Source organism: Escherichia sp. E1130 (assembly GCF_005781065.1).
Classification (GTDB): Bacteria; Pseudomonadota; Gammaproteobacteria; order Enterobacterales; family Enterobacteriaceae; genus Escherichia.
On record NZ_VATL01000008.1, the window covers coordinates 143,911 to 169,881 of the forward strand.

The following is a 25,971-nucleotide window of genomic DNA, read 5'->3' on the forward strand; positions in this document are numbered from 1 at the left end:
TTTCACAAAATCACGAGAAGTTTACCACAGAATTCCATCATGTTTGAACCGGGCAGCATTACTGCCCGGTCGCTACATTATTTTTCTGTTATATCGGCGTCTTCTGCATCCAACACCACTTCTTCCGGACGGAGCACGCTAATCAATTTAAAGATCAGGCTTAAGCCAATGCCGACGATGGTCGCCAACGCCATACCTTTCAGTTCTGCCGCACCGATGTTTACCTTCGCGCCGCTGACGCCGATGATCAGGATCACGGAAGTCAGGATCAAGTTCTGTGCTTTGTTGTAATCCACTTTCGATTCAATAAGCACACGAATACCAGAAGCGCCAATGACACCGTAAAGCAGCAGCGAAACGCCACCCATCACCGGCAGTGGGATCATCTGGATAGCCGCAGCCAGTTTACCAACACAGGAGAGCAGAATGGCGAAGATCGCCGCACCACCGATTACCCAGGTACTGTAGACGCGGGTGATCGCCATAACGCCGATGTTTTCCCCGTAGGTAGTGTTTGGCGTGGAACCAAAGAACCCGGAGATAACGGTCGACAGGCCGTTAGCGAACATGGAACGGTGCAGGCCCGGATCGCGCAGCAGATCTTTTTTCACGATGTTAGCCGTTACCACCAGATGCCCCACGTGTTCGGCAATAACCACCAGCGCCGCAGGCAGAATGGTCAAAATGGCAAACCACTCAAAGCGCGGCGTGTAAAAGGTCGGCAGAGCAAACCAGTGAGCATTAATAATCGGCGTGGTATCGACAATACCCATTGCGAAGGAGAGCGCGTACCCCACCAACACGCCAATCAAAATCGGGATAATCGCCAGGAAACCGCGGAACAGAACGGAACCTAAAACCGTAACCGCAAGGGTAGTAATGGAGATAATGATGGTTTTGGAATCTGGCATTTGCCCTTCAGTCGGGAGTAAGCCAGCCATGCCAGCGGCCACGCCCGCCAGCTCCAGACCGATGACAGCAACGATTGCCCCCATTGCCGCTGGAGGAAACAGCACATCCAGCCAGCCAGTCCCTGCTTTCTTCACAATAAAAGAAACCAGACAGAACAGCACGCCGCACATAATAAAGCCGCCCAGCGCGACTTCATAACCCAACGGCAACAGCAATAACACCGGAGAAATAAAGGCAAAGCTCGAACCAAGATAAGCCGGGATTTTCCCTTTACAGATGAAGAGATACAGCAGCGTTCCGATACCGTTAAATAACAGTACGGTCGCCGGGTTGATATGAAATAAGACGGGCACCAGGACGGTTGCACCAAACATGGCGAACAAATGTTGTAAACTAAGCGGGATTGTCTGTAAAAGTGGCGGTCTTTCACTCACCCCGATAGCACGGCGCGTCATAGTATTATCCTCTGTATATTATGTGTTATAGGCGCTTTACTCAAAAAAAAGCCGACTCTTAAAGTCGGCTTTAATTATTTTTTATTCGTTATTTCGTACCAAAGATTTTATCACCAGCATCGCCGAGGCCCGGGATAATGTATCCGTGCTCATTCAGCCCCTGGTCAATCGATGCGGTATACAGCTCGACGTCCGGATGCGCTTTTTCCAGCGCAGCGATACCTTCTGGCGCAGCCACCAGCACCAGCACTTTAATGCTGCTGCAGCCCGCTTTTTTCAGCAGGTCGATGGTCGCGATAACGGAACCACCGGTTGCCAACATTGGGTCAACGATCAGCGCCATACGCTCATCGATGTTAGAAACCAGTTTCTGGAAGTACGGTACCGGCTCCAGTGTTTCTTCATCACGGTACATACCGACTACGCTGATGCGCGCGCTCGGAACGTTTTCCAGAACACCGTCCATCATCCCCAGACCCGCACGCAGAATTGGCACCACGGTAATTTTTTTACCTTTGATCTGGTCAATTTCTACCGGGCCGTTCCAACCTTCGATAGTGACTTTTTCCGTTTCGAGGTCGGCGGTCGCTTCGTAAGTCAGCAGGCTACCCACTTCGGAAGCGAGTTCGCGAAAGCGCTTGGTGCTGATATCTTGCTCACGCATCAGTCCCAGCTTGTGTTTGACGAGTGGGTGTTTGACTTCCACGATCTTCATACTCTTTCTCCTTTGAGGGCAGCCACAAAAAAAATCGACGGATTATACCGCCATTCTTTTCATCGACAACATTTTTTTACTTGATGCTGATCAAGCATAGGCGGGGTTGCCAGGAATAGAGTAGCAAATCTCAGTACTCATCAGCTTTTGCGCCAGGATGCGCGAGACATGAAAAAACGGAAAAGTAAAAAAGAGCAAGCGTGGGCGGAAGCCTCTACTTTTGAGAAGGTGTTATACCGGAGCTATCAGGCAGCTTTTGTGATTTTTAGCCTGTGGACTGGCTGGGTGGTTTATGATGAAGTGCAGATGCGGCAAGACTCAGTTGCGACGATGTCGACGATTTACAATGTGCGTTTCATCTCACCGGAAGAAGCTGCAAGTAAAGGCTTATGTAAACTACATGGCCGGAACGCGAATTGCGATTTTCGATATACCTTCACCGTTGAATTTCAGGCGAGTGGACGCAAAAGAACAGCAGAATTTATTGATACATCCTGGAATCCCGGCAACAGAAAGTCTGTCTGTATCAATTATGTGAAAAGCAACCCCGAAATTGTAAAATTTTGCCACGCCTTCTGGTTCAAACTTCACAAAGGCTATTTTGGATTCCCCTTTGGCTTCTGGTCATTGACCATAATGGGTGCATTAGGCATCGCTGTAACCATTGCCGCTGAAAAAGTAAAACAGCGATTTCGGCGAGCATCTCAACCGCCACCAAAACAGCAGTGGTATCGGATTAGCGACAGGCAAACCGGACAGCTACTGTTGGAAACAAATAATAAAAAAGAGGTCAATATTCTGCTGAATCAAAAGAAAATAACCGCCATCAGAGGCGGGGGAAACAGCGAGATTGTGACGATCAACGGCAGGAAAATAGCGCGTTCCTGGGTTATTTACGAGGTGATTGAACGCAATTCCAGGCGCACGAAGAAAAAAGCATCCTAACGCGGCCAGCTTTCGCTGGTCGTTCCATGATTACAGCTTCTCGCCGTTAGAGACGATCACCTCTTTATACCAGTTGAACGATTTTTTACGGCTGCGTGCTAGCGTGCCGTTACCTTCGTTATCTTTATCAACGTAAATAAAGCCGTAGCGTTTTTTCATCTCGTTAATATGGGCTGCGAGATAATCAATACGGTACTGGTCGTTCACCGTACCGTCGCTTTCCTGCACGTCGATCGAGCCAAAACCGTTCTCTACGATAAACAGCTGTAGCTGATAGTGGTCACAGAACCAGTTCAGCGAATAGCGCAGCCCTACCGGGTCAATCTGCCATCCCCAATAGAATTTATGCACGTATGGGTTAGAAACCTGGCTGGTTGTTTATCTCGTTAAAGGTCATCCAGTACTTCACTGGATGCTGATAATGGGTGAAGACAACCTGGGCAAAGCGCACGAAGAAGTCGATGAGTTTACGGTTACGCCTGCCGTCATTACATCAGCCACGTTTTCATAGCAAAGTTATCGAAGCGACGGATAGCGCCGCCCATTTTTAGCGCGGTGTCGCCAATATCAAATGCTGCAATGCCCATCGTTCTCATCCTTCCCGAATGGTAAAACGACACGCTGACTTCTCGTTTTCGCAAAAACAGAAACCGATTTCAGTTGCACCATGTGCATTCAACGCAACTGATGCAAGGACAAAAATGTACCCGGTTTCATTTTCGTGAATAGTATCAAAGTTGACCGCGTTCTCAGGCCGAACGGCAAAAATCCACCCCCTAAAAAATGGATGCACAATGGGCTCGCAAACGTTTGCTTAGACTGTTAGAATTGCGCCGATTTTTCTTGCTAACGCAAACGCGTGGAGACTTAGCAGTGACCGACAAAACCTCTCTCAGCTATAAAGATGCCGGTGTTGATATTGACGCAGGAAACGCTCTGGTTGACCGAATCAAGGGGACTGTGAAGAAAACCCGTCGCCCGGAAGTGATGGGGGGATTGGGTGGATTCGGCGCATTGTGCGCGCTGCCGCAAAAATATCGAGAACCCGTACTGGTTTCCGGCACTGACGGTGTAGGCACCAAGCTACGTCTGGCGATGGACTTAAAACGTCACGACACCATTGGTATTGATCTGGTCGCCATGTGCGTTAATGACCTGGTGGTGCAAGGCGCGGAACCGCTGTTTTTCCTCGACTATTACGCAACCGGAAAACTGGATGTTGATACCGCTTCAGCGGTGATTAGCGGCATCGCGGAAGGTTGTCTGCAATCGGGCTGTTCGCTGGTGGGTGGCGAAACGGCAGAAATGCCGGGGATGTATCACGGCGAAGATTACGATGTCGCTGGTTTCTGTGTTGGGGTGGTAGAAAAATCAGAAATCATCGACGGTTCTAAAGTTAGCGACGGCGATGTGCTCATTGCGCTCGGCTCCAGCGGCCCGCACTCGAACGGTTACTCGCTGGTACGCAAAATTCTCGAAGTCAGCGGTTGCGACCCGCAAACTACAGAGCTGGACGGAAAACCTTTAGCCGATCATCTGCTGGCGCCAACCCGTATTTATGTGAAGTCAGTGCTGGAATTGATTGAAAAGGTTGATGTTCACGCCATTGCGCACCTGACCGGCGGCGGTTTCTGGGAAAACATTCCTCGCGTATTACCAGAAAACACTCAGGCAGTGATTGATGAATCCTCCTGGCAGTGGCCGGAAGTGTTCAACTGGCTGCAAACGGCAGGTAACGTCAGCCGCCATGAAATGTATCGTACCTTCAACTGCGGCGTCGGGATGGTTATCGCCCTGCCTGCTCCGGAAGTGGACAAAGCTCTCGCCCTGCTCAATGCCAACGGTGAAAACGCGTGGAAAATCGGTATCATCAAAGCTTCTGATTCCGAACAACGCGTGGTTATCGAATAATGAATATTGTGGTGCTTATTTCCGGCAACGGAAGTAATTTGCAGGCAATTATTGATGCCTGTAAAACCAACAAGATTAAAGGCACCCTACGGGCAGTTTTCAGCAATAAGGCCGACGCGTTCGGCCTTGAGCGCGCCCGCAAAGCCGGTATCGCAACGCATACGCTAATTGCCAGCCAATTTGACAGTCGGGAAGACTATGATCGGGAGTTGATGCACGAAATCGACATGTACGCACCCGATGTAGTAGTTCTGGCCGGTTTTATGCGCATTCTCAGCCCAGCGTTTGTTTCCCACTACGCCGGGCGTTTGCTGAACATTCACCCTTCCCTGCTACCGAAATATCCCGGCTTGCATACCCATCGTCAGGCGCTGGAAAATGGCGATGAAGAACACGGTACATCAGTGCATTTCGTCACCGATGAGCTGGACGGCGGCCCGGTGATTTTGCAGGCTAAAGTTCCGGTTTTTGCCGGTGATACGGAAGATGAAATCACCGCTCGCGTGCAAACTCAGGAACATGCTATTTACCCGTTGGTCATTAGCTGGTTTGTTGATGGTCGTCTGAAGATGCATGAAAACGCCGCGTGGCTGGATGATCAGCGTCTTCCACCGCAGGGCTACGCCGCCGACGACGAGTAATCTTCCGCATATTTTAAGCGCCAGCGCTACTGCTGGCGCTTCTCATTTATCCTGTAAATCGCAGGCTTCAGCAGTTTTTTTCCCCCTTTTCTGGCATAGTTGGACATCTGCCAACATTGCTCGCCATAATATCCAGGCAGTGTCCCGTGAATAAAACGGAGTAAAAGTGGTAATGGGTCAGGAAAAGCTATACATCGAGAAAGAGCTCAGTTGGTTATCGTTCAATGAACGCGTGCTTCAGGAAGCGGCGGACAAATCTAACCCGCTGATTGAAAGGATGCGTTTTCTTGGGATCTATTCCAATAACCTTGATGAGTTCTATAAAGTTCGCTTCGCTGAACTGAAGCGACGGATCATTATTAGCGAAGAACAAGGTTCTAACTCTCATTCCCGCCATTTGCTGGGCAAAATTCAATCCCGCGTGCTGAAAGCCGATCAGGAATTTGACGGCCTTTACAATGAACTGCTACTGGAGATGGCGCGTAACCAGATCTTCCTGATTAATGAACGCCAACTCTCCGTTAATCAACAAAACTGGCTGCGTCATTATTTTAAGCAGTATCTGCGTCAGCACATTACGCCGATTTTAATCAATCCTGACACTGACTTAGTGCAGTTTCTGAAAGATGATTATACCTATCTGGCAGTGGAGATTATTCGTGGCGATACCATCCGTTACGCGCTGCTGGAGATCCCATCGGATAAAGTTCCGCGCTTTGTGAATTTGCCGCCGGAAGCACCACGTCGACGCAAGCCAATGATTTTGCTGGATAATATTCTGCGTTACTGCCTTGATGATATCTTCAAAGGCTTCTTTGATTATGACGCGCTGAATGCCTATTCAATGAAGATGACCCGCGACGCCGAATACGATTTAGTACACGAGATGGAAGCCAGCCTGATGGAGCTGATGTCTTCCAGTCTGAAACAGCGTTTAACCGCAGAGCCAGTACGTTTTGTTTATCAGCGTGATATGCCTAACGCGCTGGTTGAAGTGTTGCGTGAGAAACTGACTATTTCCCGTTACGACTCAATCGTCCCTGGCGGTCGTTACCACAATTTTAAAGACTTTATTAATTTCCCTAATGTCGGCAAAGCGAATCTGGTTAACAAACCACTGCCGCGTTTACGCCATATCTGGTTTGATAAAGCCCAGTTCCGCAACGGTTTTGATGCCATTCGCGAACGCGATGTTCTGCTCTATTACCCTTATCACACCTTTGAGCATGTACTGGAACTGTTGCGTCAGGCCTCGTTCGATCCGAGCGTGCTGGCGATTAAAATCAACATTTACCGTGTGGCAAAAGATTCACGCATCATCGACTCGATGATCCACGCAGCGCACAACGGCAAGAAAGTGACCGTGGTGGTTGAACTACAGGCACGTTTTGACGAAGAAGCTAACATTCATTGGGCGAAGCGACTAACCGAAGCTGGCGTGCACGTTATCTTCTCTGCGCCGGGGCTGAAAATTCACGCCAAACTGTTCCTGATTTCACGTAAAGAAAACGGTGAAGTCGTCCGTTACGCGCATATCGGGACCGGGAACTTTAACGAAAAAACCGCACGTCTTTATACCGACTATTCGCTGCTGACCGCCGATGCGCGCATCACCAACGAAGTGCGGCGGGTGTTCAACTTTATTGAAAACCCATACCGTCCGGTGACATTTGATTATTTAATGGTGTCGCCGCAAAACTCCCGCCGTCTGTTGTATGAAATGGTGGATCGCGAGATCGCCAACGCACAACAAGGGCTGCCCAGCGGTATTACTCTGAAACTGAATAACCTGGTCGATAAAGGACTGGTCGATCGTCTGTATGCGGCATCCAGTTCCGGCGTGCCGGTAAATCTGCTGGTACGCGGGATGTGTTCGTTGATCCCCAATCTGGAAGGCATTAGCGACAATATTCGTGCTATCAGCATTGTTGACCGTTACCTTGAACATGATCGGGTATATATTTTTGAAAATGGTGGCGATAAAAAAGTTTACCTCTCTTCCGCCGACTGGATGACGCGCAACATTGATTATCGTATTGAAGTGGCAACGCCGCTGCTCGACCCGCGCCTGAAGCAGCGGGTACTGGATATCGTAGATATTCTGTTCAGCGATACGGTGAAAGCACGTTATATCGATAAAGAACTCAGTAATCGCTACGTTCCCCGCGGTAATCGCCGGAAAGTTCGGGCGCAGTTGGCGATCTACGACTACATAAAATCACTCGAACAACCAGAATAACCTATGCCAATACACGACAAATCCCCTCGCCCGCAGGAGTTTGCTGCGGTCGATCTTGGTTCAAACAGTTTCCACATGGTTATTGCCCGTGTGGTGGATGGCGCCATGCAGATTATTGGCCGCCTGAAACAACGGGTACACCTGGCTGATGGCCTGGGGCCAGATAATATGTTGAGTGAGGAGGCGATGACGCGCGGTTTAAGCTGTCTGTCGCTGTTTGCCGAGCGCTTGCAAGGTTTCTCTCCCTCTAGTGTCTGCATTGTCGGGACACATACACTGCGTCAGGCGCTGAACGCTACTGATTTTCTGAAACGCGCCGAAAAGGTTATTCCCTATCCGATTGAAATTATTTCCGGCAACGAAGAGGCTCGTCTGATTTTTATGGGTGTGGAACATACCCAGCCGGAAAAAGGTCGCAAACTGGTTATTGATATTGGCGGCGGCTCAACAGAGCTGGTAATTGGAGAAAATTTCGAACCGATTCTCGTCGAAAGCCGCCGGATGGGTTGCGTTAGCTTTGCCCAGCTTTATTTTCCGGGCGGGGTCATCAATAAAGAGAATTTTCAGCGCGCACGCATGGCGGCTGCACAAAAACTGGAAACATTAACCTGGCAATTCCGTATTCAGGGCTGGAACGTTGCTATGGGGGCTTCCGGCACCATTAAAGCCGCCCACGAAGTGTTGCTGGAAATGGGCGAGAAAGACGGCATCATCACACCAGAGCGCCTCGATAAACTGGTGAAAGAAGTTTTACGGCATCGTAACTTCTCGGCGTTAAGTTTGCCGGGTCTTTCGGAAGAACGTAAAACAGTTTTTGTTCCTGGTCTGGCTATTTTGTGTGGTGTATTTGATGCCTTAGCTATTCGTGAACTGCGGCTTTCTGACGGGGCGCTGCGTGAAGGCGTTTTGTATGAAATGGAAGGACGTTTCCGCCATCAGGATGTGCGTAGCCGCACCGCCAGCAGTCTGGCCAACCAGTATCACATTGATAGTGAACAGGCCCGACGGGTGCTCGACACAACTATGCAAATGTACGAACAATGGCGGGAACAGCAACCGAAGCTGGCGCATCCACAACTGGAAGCATTACTGCGCTGGGCCGCCATGCTGCATGAAGTCGGATTAAGCATTAATCATAGCGGCCTTCATCGCCATTCGGCGTATATCCTGCAAAACAGCGACTTGCCAGGGTTTAATCAGGAACAACAACTGATGATGGCGACGCTGGTGCGTTATCATCGTAAAGCGATTAAGCTCGACGATTTGCCACGCTTTACGCTGTTTAAGAAAAAACAGTTCCTGCCGTTAATTCAACTGTTGCGTCTTGGCGTATTACTTAACAATCAACGTCAGGCAACCACAACACCGCCGACATTGACTCTGATTACTGATGATAGCCACTGGACGTTACGTTTTCCGCATGACTGGTTTAGCCAGAACGCGCTGGTATTGCTTGATCTGGAAAAGGAGCAAGAATACTGGGAAGGCGTGAGTGGCTGGCGGTTAAAAATTGAAGAAGAAAGCACGCCGGAAATCGCGGCTTAATATGAAATGAAAACGGGCCAACCTGTTGCGTTGGCCCAAATGAATTACGCGCTTTCTCGAACAGGTTCTCTTTCAGCCGTAATCGCAATTAACGGCTGCGGTTCACCAATCAAAAAGCCTTGCAGGTAATCAATACCCAAAGAGTGTACGGCTTTGCGAATCTCTTCATTTTCAACATACTCCGCAACCACTTGCATTTTCTTCATTCGTGCCAGATGACAAATCGATGCCACTATCTGGTAATCCAGACTATTCGAGGCAATATTACGGATGAAGCTGCCATCAATTTTTAATAAATTGGCATTCACATTTTTTAGCCGCGCATAACTTGCGTATCCGGTGCCGAAATCATCAATAGCAATCTGGCATCCTAACTCCTGAAGATGTTGTAACGTATTCTGTGCCTGCTTAACATTGGTAAGGGCATTACTTTCGGTGACTTCAAAGATAAGCTGCCACGCCTCTATTTGGTATTTCGCTAATAACTTACTAATTTTAACAGGAAAGCGGGCCTGACAAACTGAAGTTGGCGACAAATTAATCGCAAATCGTTGGGCGGGCATTTTCTCTTTATTTTCCGCCATAAATTGCAATGTATGTTCGATGACCCACATGTCGATACTGGACGATAAGCCAAATTCATGCGCAACCGGCAAGAAATTATCAGGATTGATGAGTTCATCATTCTCCCCTCGCATACGCAGCAAAATTTCATGATAGATATCGCCGCGCACTCCAGTAATTGGCTGGGCCATAAGGCAAAAATCGTCGTGCTCAAGCGCCTGCTGTAGCCGATTCATCATTGCCACTTTGTCTTTTAATTCTCGTTGCAGATACATTGCTCCGCGACGCTGCATATTTTCCGGGGCATTAGTCACTATAGAGAGTTCAGCAACCGTACTTAACTCGCCTAACAGCAAATAAATATGATTCACTGGTGAACGGACATAGCAATAGCTGACGCCAATCTGTGGTTGCAATGGCATATCATCCCAAAAGAAACGAAACTGCTTAAGATGGTTATCCAATGCGATAATGCGCTCCTGGTGAGACTCTGTATTCAGTCGCAGCGCGAGATCATTGCCAGAAAGCTGATAAACGTCTTCTCCGGGTTCCAGTAAAGGTGCCAGCCAATGTGAAAGCTTTTGTTTGTATTGGATACGCAGCATGATGCCATAGTTCTTTACCAGCATTTCCATACCGGGAATGCGTAAAAAACATAGCGCGGACCAGGGCGCATCACGCAGCGCGCGATTCAAAGCTCGAACATTCGGCAGATGAACAACCGGGTCCACGTAAGCCAGCCGCTGAATGCGTTTGGTCACCGCTCGTTGACGCGTTGCCAGAACCGCCATGTAATTGACGATAAAAGAAAATACCAGATAGCTGGAGGAGGTTATGGTTAGTTGAGTGGTATACCCATGATAAAGGGGAATATAATTCTGGTAGCTATGGATACTGATCATCAGCACTATTGCCCAGAGCAACGAGATCAGCTTGTAGCCATAACGCATCGCTCCCCACATCATCAGCGGCAGCAATAACGACAAAGTATAGTTGGTGCTGAAAATTGTGCTTTTTTCATTTAAAGGCATACATAGCAGAAATAACAATGCGCCCAGAGCAAGCAACCACAGCGCGAACTCTTTTTTTGTAACTTTACTGTCAATCTGTTGTTTTAATTGAGAATAATAGCTTCGCAAATAAAATGGATTTCGTACAGAACGAACGATGAAGTAGCAAAGCGGGACGCCTATCAGATTACCCACCAGCAAAGCCTGATAATTAATTAAGGTTCCCAGATTAAAGGGCATGACGCCAACCAGATTTGTTCTGTTCGCCAGTAAACCTACAAACGCCGCAAACTGGAAGAGCACCAGAAACAACGTTGCAGGGAAAACAATCTGCCAAAAAATGCGCTGGGAAATTAAGCGGGTATCGCCATGTGAAACGTTGTTACGTCGGGGAGTAAACACCCTGTAGCCGCCCCAACAAAGAATGATAATGATAATGAAATTAACCGTTAACGAGAGCGTTTCATAAAAACCAAGCTCGGCATACTTGCGAATAAAAATCCCTAAAGCAATACCTGGCAATGCTGCCCAGCTAAAAAACATCATCATACTGATCATCAGCGCTAGCGGCAGATAAAAGAGAAAAACTTCACCAGAAGAAATATGTGCGTACGTATTTATATGGGCAAAAACAGGCAAGATTATAGACGGCAGGATCAGCGGAAGCCCCCACCATTTATCACGTATATTTATATAAGTTGCATTCAGTTTCATAGATGCTCAGCAGAACCCCTTACATCCTGAAAGGGTGTATTCAGACAGGCATCCCACCTGACTTCGATGGATGATTATTCATCGCAATTAAGGAGCATTGATTCTAATTGTCATATGAAAGTTCCAATTGATATATATCAAACAAAATTACCCTGTTCAATGAATTATTACGTTTATCATGTTAACCTGTCATTATTACATCATTATTGTAAATAATTAAATTAACTTTCATAACATTAAAATATGTATCAACTGACGCTTTTTTACATAATGAACAATTGACCATTGCGCCCGGGTATGCCTTAATGTAAGTACCGTCCATGGCATGGACATACCTTGAGGAACCCTTTGTGAGTCAGCCAACCAGTATGCGAAAACGACACCGATTTAACAGTCGCATGACTCGTATCGTATTGCTTATCAGCTTTCTCTTCTTCTTTGGCCGCTTTATCTACTCCTCCGTTGGCGCCTGGCAGCATCATCAGAGCAAAAAAGAAGCTCAGCAATCCACATTCTCTATCGAATCCCCGGTACAACGTTAGCGGTTACCTTCGTCACCTTTACTGAACAAGACGGCTCAATGCTGTCAGATACGGTTGCTCTTTGTTGTTATCAAAGCGGCAGGCATTTATTTATCTAAATTTTTACCTCTTTGTTCTGATTTCGAATCATTCTGCAATAAGACGCAATGTATATTAGACATAATATATATGTTTTTATTATTCGTTAATGCATATATATTTATTCAATGAATATAAATAAATTTAATCTATTCCTTCATAGTCTATACATTTACTTTCCTCTTTCGATGATCTTAAATGTCTTGTTTTTCGTAAAGTATATAACAAGGAATAGTGATGAAATTTAAAAAATGTCTTCTGCCTGTGGCAATTTTAGCGTCATTCATGTTGGCAGGATGCCAATCAAATGCTGACGATCATGCCGCCGATGTTTATCAAACTGATCAACTGAATACCAAGCAAGAAACTAAAACCGTTAATATCATTTCCATTCTTCCCGCAAAAGTTGCCGTAGACAACTCCCAAAATAAACGGAACGCACAAGCCTTCGGCGCACTTATTGGCGCAGTCGCTGGCGGCGTTATCGGCCACAACGTCGGGTCTGGCAGTAATTCCGGAACGACGGCAGGTGCAGTTGGCGGCGGAGCTGTAGGCGCAGCAGCAGGTTCTATGGTGAATGATAAAACCTTAGTGGAAGGTGTTTCTTTAACTTATAAGGAAGGCACCAAAGTGTATACATCCACACAGGTGGGTAAAGAATGCCAGTTTACGACGGGTTTAGCTGTCGTTATTACCACAACGTATAACGAAACGCGTATTCAGCCAAATACCAAATGTCCTGAAAAGAGCTAATAATCAGGAGGAGTCATGAAGAAAGTTTTTCTTTGCGCCATCTTAGCCTCCTTAAGCTATCCGGCTGCCGCCTCATCATTGCAGGATCAACTCTCGGCTGTCGCAGAAGCGGAACAGCAAGGTAAAAATGAAGAGCAAAGGCAGCATGACGAATGGGTCGCGGAGCGCAACAGGGAAATTCAACAAGAGAAACAGCGTCGCGCAAACGCTCAGGCCGCCGCCAATAAAAGAGCGGCGGCAGCAGCAGCGGATAAGAAAGCTCGCCAGGATAAACTGGACGCCGAAGCCACTGCGGATAAAAAACGCGATCAAAGTTATGAAGATGAGCTGCGCAGCTTAGAGATTCAGAAACAAAAACTGGCGCTGGCGAAAGAAGAAGCCCGCGTTAAGCGCGAGAACGAATTTATCGATCAGGAGCTGAAGCACAAAGCCGCGCAAACTGATGTCGTGCAATCTGAAGCTGACGCTAACAGGAATGTGACAGAAGGTGGTCGCGATTTGATGAAAAGCGTGGGTAAAGCAGAAGAGAATAAATCGGACAGTTGGTTTAACTAATCGATGTCAGTCACTTCAAGCCTATGATTCGTGAGGATTACAGGCTTTTTTATATTGCTGACTTTAGTCCGCAATATAAAAAACCCTCTGTAGCAACAGAGGGTTTTGTTCATTCATAGTGCAGGAATTAAATCATTCCCACTCAATGGTAGCTGGTGGCTTGCCGCTGATGTCATACACCACGCGGGAAATACCGTTCACTTCATTGATAATGCGGTTGGAAACGCGACCGAGGAAATCGTACGGCAGATGTGCCCAGTGTGCGGTCATAAAGTCGATGGTTTCGACTGCACGCAGAGAGACAACCCAGTCATACTTACGACCATCGCCCATTACGCCAACGGAACGTACCGGCAGGAAGACAGTAAACGCCTGGCTGACTTTGTCGTACAGATCCGCTTTACGCAGTTCTTCAATGAAGATGGCATCAGCACGGCGCAGCAGGTCGCAGTACTCTTTCTTCACTTCACCCAGCACACGAACGCCGAGGCCCGGTCCCGGGAACGGGTGACGGTACAGCATGTCGTATGGCAGGCCCAGCTCCAGACCAATCTTACGCACTTCGTCTTTGAACAGCTCTTTCAGCGGTTCAACCAGGCCCATCTTCATCTCTTTCGGCAGGCCGCCCACGTTGTGGTGAGATTTGATGACGTGTGCTTTACCGGTTGCAGACGCCGCAGATTCGATAACGTCAGGGTAGATGGTGCCCTGCGCCAGCCACTTCACGTCTTCCAGTTTTAGCGCTTCTTCATCGAATACTTCAACGAAAACGCGACCGATGATTTTACGTTTTGCTTCTGGATCGTTTTCGCCAGCCAGCGCTGCCAGGAAACGCTCTTCTGCCGGAACGTGAATGATGTTCAGACCGAAACGATCGCCGAACATATCCATTACCTGTTCAGCTTCATTCAGACGCAGCAGACCGTTGTCGACAAATACACAAGTCAGGTTTTTACCGATTGCACGATGCAGAAGCATCGCGGTAACGGAAGAATCCACGCCACCAGAGAGGCCGAGGATCACTTTATCGTCGCCCACCTGCTCGCGAATGCGGGCTACAGCGTCGTCGATAATTTTAGCTGGCGTCCACAGCGCTTCACACTGGCAGATATCGCGCACAAAACGCTCCAGCATACGCATACCCTGACGAGTATGAGTCACTTCCGGGTGGAACTGAACACCATAGAAACGTTTTTCTTCGTTAGCCATGATGGCAAATGGGCAGCTTTCGGTGCTGGCGACGGTAACAAAGCCTTCAGGAATTGCTGTTACCTTATCGCCGTGGCTCATCCACACATCAAGCAGCGGCTTGCCATCTGCGCTTAACGCATCTTCGATACCACGAATCAGCGCACTATCAGTTTGAACTTCAACCTGCGCATAACCAAATTCACGTTCGTTGGAGGCTTCAACATGACCGCCCAGCTGCATTGCCATGGTCTGCATGCCATAGCAAACGCCGAATACCGGTACGCCTGCTTCAAAGACATACTGCGGCGCACGCGGGCTGTTTTCTTCGGTGGTACTTTCCGGGCCGCCGGAAAGAATAATGCCGCTTGGATTGAAGTCACGAATTTGTGCTTCTGTCACATCCCACGCCCACAGTTCGCAGTAAACGCCCAGCTCACGCACGCGGCGCGCAACCAGTTGAGTATACTGGGAACCGAAGTCCAGAATGAGGATGCGATGCTTATGAATGTTTTCCGTCATTGACGCTTATTCCGAGGCAAGTGAAACAGATAATATAAATCGCCCGACATGAAGTCGGGCGAAGAGAATCAGGAGCCCAGACGGTAGTTCGGGGACTCTTTGGTGATGGTCACGTCGTGAACGTGGCTTTCCTGAATACCCGCACCGCTGATACGTACAAACTCCGCTTTAGTACGCAGTTCGTCGATAGTACCACAGCCGGTCAGGCCCATACAGGAGCGCAGGCCGCCCATCTGCTGGTGAATGATCTCTTTCAGACGACCTTTGTAGGCTACGCGACCTTCGATACCTTCCGGCACCAGTTTGTCGGCAGCGTTGTCGCTCTGGAAGTAGCGGTCAGAGGAACCTTTGGACATCGCGCCCAGAGAACCCATCCCACGGTAAGATTTGTAAGAACGGCCCTGGTAGAGTTCGATTTCACCCGGAGATTCTTCAGTACCTGCCAGCATGGAGCCGACCATCACCGCGCTTGCACCTGCGGCGATGGCTTTCGCGATATCGCCGGAGAAGCGAATACCACCGTCAGCAATAACCGGAATACCGGTGCCTTCCAGGGCTTCAACTGCGTCAGCAACGGCAGTGATCTGCGGAACACCTACGCCAGTAACGATACGAGTCGTACAGATAGATCCAGGGCCGATACCGACTTTGACCGCGCTGCAACCGGCTTCTGCCAGAGCGCGTGCACCCGCAGCTGTTGCCACGTTGCCGCCGATGATTTGCAGATCCGGATATTTAGCACGAGTTTCACGGATACGCTGCAGAACGCCTTCAGAGTGACCGTGAGAGGAGTCGATCAGCAGAACGTCAACGCCTGCGGCAACCAGCGCATCAACACGCTCTTCGTTACCCGCACCTGCGCCAACCGCAGCACCAACACGCAGACGACCTTGTTCGTCTTTACAGGCGTTCGGTTTACGTTCTGCTTTCTGGAAATCTTTCACGGTGATCATGCCGATCAGGTGGAATTCATCATCAACCACCAGCGCCTTTTCAACGCGTTTTTCGTGCATTTTTGCCAGCACAACTTCACGGGCTTCCCCTTCACGCACAGTTACCAGACGCTCTTTCGGCGTCATGTAAACGCTAACCGGCTGGCTCAGGTCGGTGACAAAACGCACGTCACGACCAGTGATGATGCCGACCAGTTCGTTTTCTTCGGTAACAACCGGGTAGCCAGCAAAGCCGTTACGCTCGGTCAGTTCTTTCACTTCACGCAGCGTCGTGGTTGGCAGAACAGTCTGCGGGTCAGTCACCACGCCAGATTCGTGTTTTTTCACGCGGCGAACTTCTTCCGCCTGGCGTTCAATGGACATGTTTTTGTGGATAAAGCCGATACCGCCTTCCTGAGCCAGAGCAATAGCCAGGCGCGCTTCCGTTACGGTATCCATTGCTGCGGAAAGCATAGGAATATTCAGACGAATAGTTTTCGTCAGCTGAGTGCTGAGGTCAGCAGTATTCGGCAGAACGGTAGAATGAGCAGGAACGAGGAGAACGTCGTCAAACGTCAGAGCTTCTTTAGCGATACGTAGCATGGGCAATATCTCGACCAGAGTGGTTAATAAATATTGCCGCGGCATTATACAGAGCGTAACCGATTGCATCTACCCCTTTTTGCAAATAATGCTTGCGCTCCCCGGTCAGCACGTTACTATCGATTGAATAACCTGCTGATTTAGAATTTGATCTCGCTCACATGTTACCATCTCAATCCCCCGCTATTTTTACGGTTAGTCGCCTGAATCAGACCGTCCGTTTGCTGCTTGAGCAGGAGATGGGGCAAGTGTGGATCAGCGGCGAAATTTCTAACTTCACGCAACCGGCTTCCGGTCACTGGTACTTTACGCTCAAAGATGATACCGCCCAGGTACGCTGCGCAATGTTCCGCAACAGCAACCGCCGGGTGGCCTTTCGCCCGCAACACGGGCAGCAAGTGCTGGTTCGCGCCAATATTACACTCTATGAGCCACGCGGCGATTATCAGATTATCGTCGAAAGTATGCAGCCCGCCGGTGAAGGTTTGTTGCAACAGAAATACGAACAACTCAAAGCGAAATTGCAGGCTGAAGGTTTGTTCGATCAAGAGCTTAAGAAACTACTCCCCTCCCCTGCGCACTGTGTAGGTGTCATCACCTCAAAAACAGGTGCCGCACTGCACGATATTTTGCATGTGCTTAAACGTCGCGATCCGTCATTGCCAGTGATTATTTATCCTACCGCGGTACAGGGTGATGATGCGCCAGGGCAAATCGTTCGTGCCATTGAGCTGGCGAATCAGCGCAACGAGTGCGACGTGTTAATTGTCGGGCGCGGTGGCGGTTCGCTGGAAGATTTATGGAGTTTTAACGACGAACGCGTGGCGCGGGCAATTTTTGCCAGTCGCATTCCGGTTGTCAGTGCCGTTGGACATGAAACCGATGTGACCATTGCCGATTTCGTTGCCGATTTACGAGCACCAACTCCGTCGGCTGCCGCTGAAGTGGTGAGCCGTAATCAGCAGGAGTTACTGCGCCAGGTGCAGTCTGCGCAGCAGCGGCTGGAAATGGCGATGGATTATTATCTCGCCAACCGCACGCGTCGCTTTACGCAAATTCATCATCGCTTGCAGCAACAGCATCCGCAGCTTCGGCTGGCGCGTCAGCAGACTACACTCGAACGTCTACAAAAGCGGATGAGCTTTGCGCTGGAAAATCAGCTTAAACGAGCCGGACAACAGCAGCAGCGGTTAACACAGCGGCTGAATCAGCAAAATCCACAGCCGAAGATTCATCGCGTGCAAACGCGCATTCAACAACTGGAATATCGTTTAGCAGAAACCCTGCGCGCACAGCTTAGCGCCACGCGTGAACGTTTCGGTAATGCGGTGACGCATCTGGAAGCGGTTAGCCCACTGTCAACGCTGGCGCGCGGCTATAGCGTCACCAGCGCCGCAGATGGCACGGTGTTAAAGCAGGTGAAACAGGTAAAAGCGGGCGATACGATGACCACGCGTTTAGATGATGGCATTGTGGTAAGCGTAGTGAGTGACGTGACGAAAACTCGCAAACCACGCAAAAAAGCGGCTAATCCGTAGGTCGGACAAGATGCGCCAGCATCGCATCAGGTAATATCGCCATGCTAACATCAGATACAACCAGGCCATCACTGAAAGCAGGCGATTAGACCAGCCTTATTTTGCAGAACTACACTACAATCCTGCGTCCCCGTGTCTTCAAACATTCCGCATTGCTCGGAGGATAAATAGGGATAGCTTGGCGTAATTGAAGGCCACCCCAACGAGCTAAAACTTGTGTGCAGCGTTTCTAACTCACTGTACGTTGGCGCATTGCTCATACTTCCACACTGCTTTGCTATATCCCATTTGGCTGAATCAACTCTGTGTCCCAACGCCCAGGTTTCGTTGACCACATTTGGAGCCACCACAGCAACCGCACCAGCAGGTAATTCTGTTTTCAGCAAAGGTCGATGTAATGTTTTGCCATTCACCACTACCGAGTCTGCCATATGTCCCCAGAAGTGAGCTGAAGAGACATTTGGACTGGTTAAAACGGTAAAAATAGTGTCCATCGTTGCAGTCACAGTTGGGTAATTATCCAGCGTTACTGTTAGCGGCGTTTTATAACCCGGCGTATTGTCCTGACGAACAGTAAAGCTTGCCGTGCCGTCTGCACCTGTCACGCCACTGATCTCGTCCCCACTTGCAGCCAACCGAGTAGCCACTCCTGATGATGGCTGGATGGTGATATCATCCATTTCCGCTACACTAACTCCATTTGCAGGCGACAACGTCGCCCCGCTGTTACGCGGCGCAGCATCGCCGCGGTGTAACATAAAGGCCACGTTCGGCACCGCTCTTCCGGAACTGTCTTTCACCGTAACCATCACCGGCATGGCATCGCCTTTTTTTGCCACCGCCGCCTGATAAGCTGAATCAAACGTCGTCGAGGTCAGCGTCACGGCAGAAACCGTCGAGTGTGGATGCACCAGGCACGCCTCATAGGCCCAAGTTTTCCCTGATGCCAGTAGCCCCGTGTACAGATCTATTGCTTCACAAACAGTGGACCCTTCTTTCGCTGGACAGGTTGCATTGGTCCACCACGCATAACCGCTCTGCTTCACTGGCCAACCAATCTCTTTCACGATAGTGCCATTAGGGTAGCGAGCGTATAACGATTTAAGTTCGTCCAGCGAAGGGTGGCGCGCTTCTTCACACGGATCGGTTCCCCCCACATCGCCTCTCTGCGAGGAATGTGGTGCAGGCCAGTCTTCATTATTAAGCTTCACTTTAGTGAGCGTTTTACCCGCACCGCTGGTGGCACCCATTTCAGCCCACAGTTTGGGTCGTTCAAATTCCGTACCGTCAGCCGCGGTGACCGTTTCCGGCATATGGCCCCACATATGCGCTTTGTCGCTGTTCGGGCTGGTGATAACGGTAAAGATAACGTCCAGCGGTGCTATAGGTTTATTGGCGTGCCCAAACGCCGTCGCGCTCATCGGGGTTTTCAGGCCGGTTGATTGATCCTGATGGAGCTTAAAGGTGACCTGCCCCTGAGCATCCGTTTGCAAGAGCAGATAGTTAAGGTTGGCACTTCCGTTGAGGATGCTGGATGTCATGGTTTCCGTCGGATTAAATTCATCCAGCACAAGATCATCGAAAGTAGAGGAACTCCCGATTGTCGTACCGTCTCGTTGCGTGCTGATGCCACGCTGGATCCCCACCGACTCATACGCCGCAGGCGAACCATCCGTATGGGTTACCGTTACCGTCACAGGCAGCGCTTCTCCCACCTTCGCTTTTCCGGCAGACAGCGTGCTGTCCCAGTTTTCCGCTGTAGGCATAAAGGTCACGCTGCCAATCGGTTCCGCTGTCTCCAGGCACACCTGCGAATAGGTGTTGGACGTACTCGACGTCGCGCCGGCTTCGCCCGTTTTGAGATTCATATATTGATACAAAGGCGTGGTAGTTCCGGCGCTTGATTTCACATTACGCGACCAGAACAAAGGTGATGATGAATAGAGAGGCCATCCCTGCGCAGTCTGTAACGTTCCGTCAGGCCAGGCATCATACAATGACTGGAGATCGTTCATCACTGGCAATTTGTCTTTGCAGCCGCCATTGCTGCCGTCCAGTGCAGACGTGATGTTAACCCGCGGCCACACTTCATTATTTACCGTTACAGTAGCTGTTGATGCGGCTTCAGCCTGCAACAGTGGACGGCTGAAAACCTTGCCATTTTTTGCCGTGAGGGTTTCAGACATATGCCCCCAGTAGTTCGCTTTCGGCGTATCAGGGCTGGTCACAACCGTAAAGATCGCACTCAAAGTCTGGGAAGCTACGCTGATATCATCCAGCGTAGCCTGCATCGGTATTCTTTCACCAAAACCGGTATTGGGCTGGTTGATGGTCAGCGTCGCCGTACCGTCCGACCCGGTCGTGCCATAAAAATTATCACCAGTGTTCAGCAGATAGGCCTGGTGATTATACTGGTCTGTCACTGAAATCAGTCTGGACTGATAATCGGTCACCTCGACATTCTGGCGACTAACCGTTTTCCCGTGGCTCAGTAAGAATGGCGTGTTGCCTACAACATTCCCCTGGGCATCACGGGTCGTCACTTTGAACGTCATTTGCTCATGAACATCTTCATAATTGGTTTTGACTTTTACTGCATCAAGACCGTCGATGCTAACCGTTTGTTCTGACGTCAGCTCAATTTTCGCCACTTTCTTATTTGCCGTCGTCTGACAACTCAGGTATCCCCCGTTCGTCTCCAGCACGCTGCTGGTACCGCTACTGAGCTGTACGCCGAGATAATTACGATTTTCCACGCTGGCGCTATCCGCCGTACTGGAGTCATAAACTTTCAACACCGGCCAGCCGTCTACGGTATGCCCGCCCCAGTTGCCGGACAACATAGTCAGCGCGTCTTTTGTCGGGATAAAATCCGCGCCGCAGCCGTTATTTTTAGTATTTTTAGCAGCCTGCGCTTCGGTAAACAGCGCCCAAATCTCATTGTCTTCTTCAGGCCCTTTGCGCACATTGCCCGCTGAACCGCTCAGTTCCGAGAACAGCAAAGGACGTTTAAACGTTAGCCCGCCCGCCGTTAGCGTTTCCGGCATATGGCCCCACATTTTGGCATTTGCGCTATCCGGGCTGGTCACCACAGTGAAGATGGTGTCCATGCTGGCTTTTTTGGTCGGGTCGGAATACAACGCTGCGATCAGCGCCGTTTTAGTGCCGTGGGTATCCGGACGGGTAATGGTGAGGATCTTGCTGCCATCGCTGCCGGTCATTGCGATATAGCTCGTGGCGGTATCGCTCAGCGTTATCTCATCAGGCTGGCCGCCATCGACAACCACTGAGGATACAATGCCATCGCCGCTGCCCGCCACATGACGTTCCTCTGAACGGGTATAACCATCACCACGTTGAAGGATAAACGGCATATCTGCCATTGGATTACCCGCGGCGTCTTTTACTGTCACCTTGACCTGTAATGTCTCGCCCTTTTTCAGCTTTGCCGCATTGAGGCTACTATTCCACTGAGCTGGATCCACAATTTCTAACGTGATGCTGTTGGCAACAGTATTTGCAGTAGTCAGACAGCTTATATAAACAGGAGGGGTAACATTGCTTTGTACATTACCATTATTTAACCAGACTGCCGCAAAATGCGGCACCTTATCGACTGGAGTGCTACTCCAGTATTCCTGGAGCTGAGTCGGCCAACCGTGTACTGTCTGAATGGCATTGTTAGTGTTGGCGCTGTACAACACAGCAAGTTGGTTTTTGCGTGGTACTTTATTTTTTTCACAACCGCCCACAGCACTGTTTTCAATATCCGCCTGATTGACTCGTACCCAGCTTTCATTATTTTCTACTTGTGGACTACGCCCGCCACTGACCTCCTGAATTAATTTCGGGCGATTAAAGGTCATGGTTCCAACAGTAATTGAGTCATCCATATGCCCCCACATTTGTGCCACAGAAACATCAGGACTTGTTGGCACGGTAAAGGTCACATTGTAATTTACAATATTATTCGGAACCGCTGATTGAGTTGGGGTAATTGTCAGTGGTGTACTTAAGCCAACGCCTGCGGGCTGCTCAATTACGATTGTCGCCACTCCCTGCGCATCCGTAAGACCTGAATAAATTACTGATGGTTGCGAGGTACCATAGGCGGTTCCGTTCATTGTGAGAGCACCACCAGACGGATCGGTAAAACCAGATACCAACCCAGCTCTGTTCTGACTCATCCCTTTGGTAACGGTAAATGCGGTAAAAGGGACAGGAGTATCATTGTTCATCGCGTTAACGGTACGAACCGTCATGGTTATTTTTTCACCCACCTTCGCTTTAGCAGAATTGGAACCGGGTGAGATATCTTTGTCTGTTTCTACCACGACACGAGCCACGAGATCATTGGCAGAACAAGTGAGATAGTTTTGCCTGAAACCAGAATAAGTGGTAACCGAGCCATTATCGAGAGCAACAGAGGAATGTGAATCTGCTTGTTCAACCGCTGTGAGGTAATCTTGTTTTATCGTCGGCCAACCATACTCAGTACCAATCGCATTTCCTTGATTTGCTATGTATAAAGCTTCCAGAGAACGTTGCCTCGGAATATGTCCAACGCCGCATTCCTTCTGCATACTGGACTCTTGATCAAACAAAGCCCAGTCCTCGTTGTTTTCGCGCATTACCCCCACTTCATGCGCCGTTTCATCTGCCAGCAGTGGGCGTTTATAGATATTCCCATCGGAAATAATCCCTCTTGCCATATGCCCCCACATCCGGGCCTGATCGCTGTCCGGACTGGTGATAACTGTAAAAATCACGTCCTTCTCATCCGATGCAGCAAAGTTGCTGCGCATTGTCGCGGTGATATGCGTTTTAACACCAGCACCGTCTGGTTGCGAAAGTGTAAGCGTAGCCTGACCGTTAAAGTCGGTTATGCCTTCATAGTTGTGTGCATCAATCTGGTGTAAATTCGAGTCGCCGGAAATATGTACTGGATGCGCTTCCCACGTGGGATCGGATTGATTTTTACGGTTAATTCCATCATCTAAATGAAGTGAGAAATAGTAGTAAGCCAGCGGCTGATTATTATTTTTTTTATCAGTAATGGTCAGGCGCATGAGTGTATCTTCACCCACCTGAACTTTTACTGCCTGCAAACTCTCATCATAGTTTTCGGGGGTCAGCACCAGTTCGGGGTCAACCTCCGGTGCGTCTTTGTCCACACAACTCACCAGATACTTCGTACTATCTGCTTGCTGTGTTTCGCTATGGTTCGTAACATCTGCGGCATGATGCTTCCCGGAGGTCCCTGCCAGCGAAGACCAGTAATAATCTCCCTGCATTGGCCAACCGACGACTTCTTGCACTGAAGTAGGAATGACGGTTTTCATCGCACCAAACTGCCGCATACCAGGCAGAATGTCGCAGTGGTTATCTGCACCACTCCAGGTGAAGGTTGACCATGTTTCGTTATGATCGATGACTGTACCCGCTTCATTATCCACTTCTGCTGCCAGTTTCGGACGGCTGAAGGTGTATTGCATCGCCTTTAACGTTTCTGCCATATGGCCCCACATATTAGCCTGCGGGACATCCGGGCTGGTGAGAACGGTAAAGATCACCGCCGTTTCGCTGCTTTGCGTAATGCCAGAAAGACTGACAACCAGGGGCGTTTTTACACCGGGACCATTCGCCTGCGTTACCGTAACAGTAGCGGTGCCATTGGCATCGGTAGTACCACGATATTCCGTAGCTGTAGTCGTTAACTCTGTACTCCCGAGTCTTACTGGACCGGTGTTATTCACAACATTCTGCCGGTTTACCGCATCTTTACGTTTGATAATAAAAGGTATATTACCTGCCGTATTACCCTGACAATCTTTGGTCGTTACGGTTAAAGTGATTGAGTTGCCAACGGTAGTTTTAGCCGCGTTTAGTGTTTCATCATAGTCACTGGCACTGACAGTAACCAGATCACCCACTGCGCTGGCAATATTTAACGTGACCTGTTTTTCATTAAGTAACACCGTTCCCTGATTAGGTACGCCTGTAAGGGTAAAGAGATCCAATGTTGGGAGCGTTTTGTCTGGATCAAACTGCGGAATCGCCACCAGTTTATGACCCGCCAGGTTTTGTACACAAAAGGAACGATCAGGACGTGGTTGTGGGGTGAGCGGCACATCGGGCGTAGCGGCGTCTGCCCAGATAAGGGTGACGGCTGGCAACATTTGATCTTCCCAGCGCAGTAATGGCGGACTGTTGAATATGTCACCTTCATTGTCGCGCGGGTTGGTTAAAATCATGCTCGTTGCGCTGGCCTCAATGCTGAAATTACCGGGCATAGCTGTATTAGCAATATCATGCTCCACAGTGGGATCAAGCTGAACACTTCCTTGATAGACGGGTACGCTGGCGCTATCTGCAAAGGGAACGGTGCCATTTATAGCATCAGTTGAAGCTCTTGATTGTTGCCACTGTCCCCCTTTTAACACGGCCATTGCAGGCAAGGTCAGGGATAGCAATAAAATCGCCGTTATTACTTTTATTAGTTTCAAAGCCCCGTCCATGATTGAAACCTGCCCGTTAAAAGTTGCGTTTTCACCTCAACCCACTTTGCTTAACGCTGGCTAAGCAAAGTGCGCGGAAAAGCACCATTCCCTGGCGGGAATGGTGCTGGTAACGATTATTTTCTCTGGTAGTCGATAGATAAGCCGTAGCCCTGAACGCCATCGTTGCCGAGGACAACGCCACTTCCGGCAAAATCGAACACGGTTTTCGCTTCGGCGTTGGTAACAGGGATAACCAGGTCGCTGTTGTTGTAAGTCGGATTAACAAGACCACCGGCTGTGCCCAACTGGAGGCTGGTTCCGGTAAAGCGCCAGCGATAGTTGTACTGGCTGGTAACCTCTTCGCCTGCATCATAAGTACTGTTGTTGTTTTTATCTTTCCACAACATGACTTGATAAGTGGTATTAGTTTTGAGTTTCGTCGTTTTACCCAACAGATTCGTATTGATGTCTTTTTCGTGAATTACGACGTGAACGGCATCATCAAATACCGGACCTTCCGGAATATCATCGCTGTCAGAACCACCGCCCGCATTGGTGGAAAGATCAAGCATCACCACCTCATCCGCAACATTCGGATCACCGGTAGTGGTAGTCGGCGTGATTTTCAAACCTATGTATCGATCAGCATCCGCAGCCGCGATGGTATATGTATCGCTCCCTACGGTACCAATCTCTTTAGGATCTGCTCCTGACTGGTCGCTATAACTCATCCACTGGAGGGTTGCTTTAGTCGCTGTGTTATTGTCATCAAGGTCCCCCTGAGTATCACCAATCGCCCAGTTGGCTGTCAGTGTGTCCCCCACATGAAACTGCTTATCACCGTCCGTTGTGACCGTGCGGCTACCACGATCAATATCAATAGTGACATGTGATTTATCAGCATCCGCTATCTCTGAAGCACTTCTGGTGATCCACGGCACGGTCCCCTGAATGGTGCCGGTACTTTGTGATTCTGATTGCCACTGCCCAGCTCTAAGATTGCCCTGCCCTTCAGCCATTGCGACAGGCACTGCACAGTACCCCGCTAAAGCCAGCGCTAGCGCGACTTTCGTCAACGGCCGCGTTAAATGATTGTTCATTCAATTCTC

General features: G+C 49.4%; 18 protein-coding genes and 1 pseudogene. 9 read left to right on the forward strand and 10 right to left on the reverse strand.

Going from position 1 to position 25,971, the window contains the following annotated elements:
- Positions 1-77: 77 nt before the first annotated feature.
- Positions 78-1,367, reverse strand: coding sequence for a uracil permease (gene uraA, locus FEK66_RS08800; protein WP_130207461.1), 1,290 nt, complete (start codon positions 1,365-1,367; stop codon positions 78-80).
- Between the two features lie 88 nt (positions 1,368-1,455).
- Positions 1,456-2,082, reverse strand: coding sequence for a uracil phosphoribosyltransferase (gene upp, locus FEK66_RS08805; protein WP_130207463.1), 627 nt, complete (start codon positions 2,080-2,082; stop codon positions 1,456-1,458).
- A 168-nt stretch (positions 2,083-2,250) separates the two neighbouring features.
- On the opposite strand from upp, the gene FEK66_RS08810 reads away from it, so the two are divergent.
- Positions 2,251-3,027, forward strand: a complete 777-nt coding sequence (locus tag FEK66_RS08810; protein ID WP_130207465.1) for a hypothetical protein — start codon at positions 2,251-2,253, stop codon at positions 3,025-3,027.
- A 30-nt stretch (positions 3,028-3,057) separates the two neighbouring features.
- On the opposite strand, the gene FEK66_RS08815 is transcribed toward FEK66_RS08810, so the two are convergent.
- Positions 3,058-3,378, reverse strand: coding sequence for a family 1 glycosylhydrolase (locus FEK66_RS08815; RefSeq protein ID WP_276606721.1), 321 nt, complete (start codon positions 3,376-3,378; stop codon positions 3,058-3,060).
- 19 nt (positions 3,379-3,397) lie between these two features.
- Positions 3,398-3,502: pseudogene (locus FEK66_RS25975) on the reverse strand (family 1 glycosylhydrolase); the annotation flags it as partial.
- Positions 3,503-3,900: 398 nt separating this feature from the next.
- Here FEK66_RS25975 and purM point away from each other — a divergent pair.
- The 4 genes from purM (at position 3,901) to ppx (ending at position 9,363) form a co-directional block, all read left to right on the forward strand.
- The gene (gene purM, locus FEK66_RS08825; protein ID WP_130207469.1) at positions 3,901-4,938 is read left to right on the forward strand and encodes a phosphoribosylformylglycinamidine cyclo-ligase; all 1,038 of its coding nucleotides are present in this window, start codon (positions 3,901-3,903) and stop codon (positions 4,936-4,938) included.
- Entirely contained in the window at positions 4,938-5,579 is a 642-nt protein-coding gene (purN, locus tag FEK66_RS08830) for a phosphoribosylglycinamide formyltransferase (protein ID WP_130260487.1), read from the forward strand. The genes purM and purN overlap by 1 nt, the downstream gene beginning before the upstream one ends.
- Positions 5,580-5,751: 172 nt before the next feature.
- Positions 5,752-7,818, forward strand: a complete 2,067-nt coding sequence (gene ppk1 / locus FEK66_RS08835; RefSeq protein WP_130207473.1) for a polyphosphate kinase 1 — start codon at positions 5,752-5,754, stop codon at positions 7,816-7,818.
- 3 nt (positions 7,819-7,821) lie between these two features.
- Entirely contained in the window at positions 7,822-9,363 is a 1,542-nt protein-coding gene (gene ppx / locus FEK66_RS08840; RefSeq protein ID WP_130207475.1) for an exopolyphosphatase, read from the forward strand.
- A gap of 44 nt (positions 9,364-9,407) precedes the next feature.
- On the opposite strand, the gene FEK66_RS08845 is transcribed toward ppx, so the two are convergent.
- On the reverse strand, positions 9,408-11,651 hold the full coding sequence (locus FEK66_RS08845) for a sensor domain-containing phosphodiesterase (RefSeq protein ID WP_130207477.1): 2,244 nt from the start codon (positions 11,649-11,651) through the stop codon (positions 9,408-9,410).
- Between the two features lie 181 nt (positions 11,652-11,832).
- Positions 11,833-11,973, reverse strand: coding sequence for a hypothetical protein (locus FEK66_RS25670; RefSeq protein WP_167854240.1), 141 nt, complete (start codon positions 11,971-11,973; stop codon positions 11,833-11,835).
- A gap of 28 nt (positions 11,974-12,001) precedes the next feature.
- On the opposite strand from FEK66_RS25670, the gene FEK66_RS08850 reads away from it, so the two are divergent.
- The 3 genes from FEK66_RS08850 to FEK66_RS08860 all read left to right on the forward strand — a co-directional run bounded on the left by FEK66_RS08850 (position 12,002) and on the right by FEK66_RS08860 (position 13,579).
- Positions 12,002-12,193, forward strand: a complete 192-nt coding sequence (locus tag FEK66_RS08850; RefSeq protein ID WP_165383277.1) for a YfgG family protein — start codon at positions 12,002-12,004, stop codon at positions 12,191-12,193.
- A gap of 312 nt (positions 12,194-12,505) precedes the next feature.
- Complete coding sequence (locus tag FEK66_RS08855) at positions 12,506-13,024, forward strand: glycine zipper 2TM domain-containing protein (RefSeq protein ID WP_165382790.1); 519 nt, start codon at positions 12,506-12,508, stop codon at positions 13,022-13,024.
- 15 nt (positions 13,025-13,039) lie between these two features.
- Entirely contained in the window at positions 13,040-13,579 is a 540-nt protein-coding gene (locus FEK66_RS08860; protein WP_130207481.1) for a DUF5384 family protein, read from the forward strand.
- A 132-nt stretch (positions 13,580-13,711) separates the two neighbouring features.
- On the opposite strand, the gene guaA is transcribed toward FEK66_RS08860, so the two are convergent.
- Both guaA and guaB read right to left on the reverse strand, forming a co-directional pair.
- A complete protein-coding gene (gene guaA / locus FEK66_RS08865; protein ID WP_000138266.1) occupies positions 13,712-15,289 on the reverse strand; it encodes a glutamine-hydrolyzing GMP synthase in 1,578 nt (525 codons plus the stop codon).
- 68 nt (positions 15,290-15,357) lie between these two features.
- Positions 15,358-16,824, reverse strand: coding sequence for an IMP dehydrogenase (gene guaB / locus FEK66_RS08870; protein WP_001296289.1), 1,467 nt, complete (start codon positions 16,822-16,824; stop codon positions 15,358-15,360).
- Between the two features lie 161 nt (positions 16,825-16,985).
- On the opposite strand from guaB, the gene xseA reads away from it, so the two are divergent.
- Positions 16,986-18,362, forward strand: a complete 1,377-nt coding sequence (gene xseA, locus FEK66_RS08875) for an exodeoxyribonuclease VII large subunit (protein ID WP_131162106.1) — start codon at positions 16,986-16,988, stop codon at positions 18,360-18,362.
- 68 nt (positions 18,363-18,430) lie between these two features.
- Here the strand turns inward: xseA and FEK66_RS08880 are convergent, their stop codons facing one another.
- Positions 18,431-24,880: a DUF823 domain-containing adhesin gene (locus tag FEK66_RS08880; RefSeq protein ID WP_138211447.1), complete on the reverse strand. Its 6,450-nt coding sequence runs from the start codon at positions 24,878-24,880 to the stop codon at positions 18,431-18,433.
- A gap of 116 nt (positions 24,881-24,996) precedes the next feature.
- A complete protein-coding gene (locus FEK66_RS08885; protein ID WP_135494834.1) occupies positions 24,997-25,962 on the reverse strand; it encodes a SinI family autotransporter-associated protein in 966 nt (321 codons plus the stop codon).
- Positions 25,963-25,971 lie beyond the last annotated feature (9 nt).

Bases quoted from the DNA above. Each gene is read 5' to 3' on its own strand.
- ppx (WP_130207475.1), top strand. From the start codon at position 7,822: ATGCCAATACACGACAAATCCCCTCGCCCGCAGGAGTTTGCTGCGGTC.
- FEK66_RS08860 (WP_130207481.1), top strand. From the start codon at position 13,040: ATGAAGAAAGTTTTTCTTTGCGCCATCTTAGCCTCCTTAAGCTATCCG.
- FEK66_RS08880 (WP_138211447.1), bottom strand. From the start codon at position 24,880: ATGGACGGGGCTTTGAAACTAATAAAAGTAATAACGGCGATTTTATTG.
- ppk1 (WP_130207473.1), top strand. From the start codon at position 5,752: ATGGGTCAGGAAAAGCTATACATCGAGAAAGAGCTCAGTTGGTTATCG.
- guaA (WP_000138266.1), bottom strand. From the start codon at position 15,289: ATGACGGAAAACATTCATAAGCATCGCATCCTCATTCTGGACTTCGGT.
- uraA (WP_130207461.1), bottom strand. From the start codon at position 1,367: ATGACGCGCCGTGCTATCGGGGTGAGTGAAAGACCGCCACTTTTACAG.
- upp (WP_130207463.1), bottom strand. From the start codon at position 2,082: ATGAAGATCGTGGAAGTCAAACACCCACTCGTCAAACACAAGCTGGGA.
- FEK66_RS08885 (WP_135494834.1), bottom strand. From the start codon at position 25,962: ATGAACAATCATTTAACGCGGCCGTTGACGAAAGTCGCGCTAGCGCTG.
- xseA (WP_131162106.1), top strand. From the start codon at position 16,986: ATGTTACCATCTCAATCCCCCGCTATTTTTACGGTTAGTCGCCTGAAT.
- FEK66_RS08810 (WP_130207465.1), top strand. From the start codon at position 2,251: ATGAAAAAACGGAAAAGTAAAAAAGAGCAAGCGTGGGCGGAAGCCTCT.
- purN (WP_130260487.1), top strand. From the start codon at position 4,938: ATGAATATTGTGGTGCTTATTTCCGGCAACGGAAGTAATTTGCAGGCA.
- FEK66_RS25670 (WP_167854240.1), bottom strand. From the start codon at position 11,973: ATGGACGGTACTTACATTAAGGCATACCCGGGCGCAATGGTCAATTGT.
- guaB (WP_001296289.1), bottom strand. From the start codon at position 16,824: ATGCTACGTATCGCTAAAGAAGCTCTGACGTTTGACGACGTTCTCCTC.
- FEK66_RS08845 (WP_130207477.1), bottom strand. From the start codon at position 11,651: ATGAAACTGAATGCAACTTATATAAATATACGTGATAAATGGTGGGGG.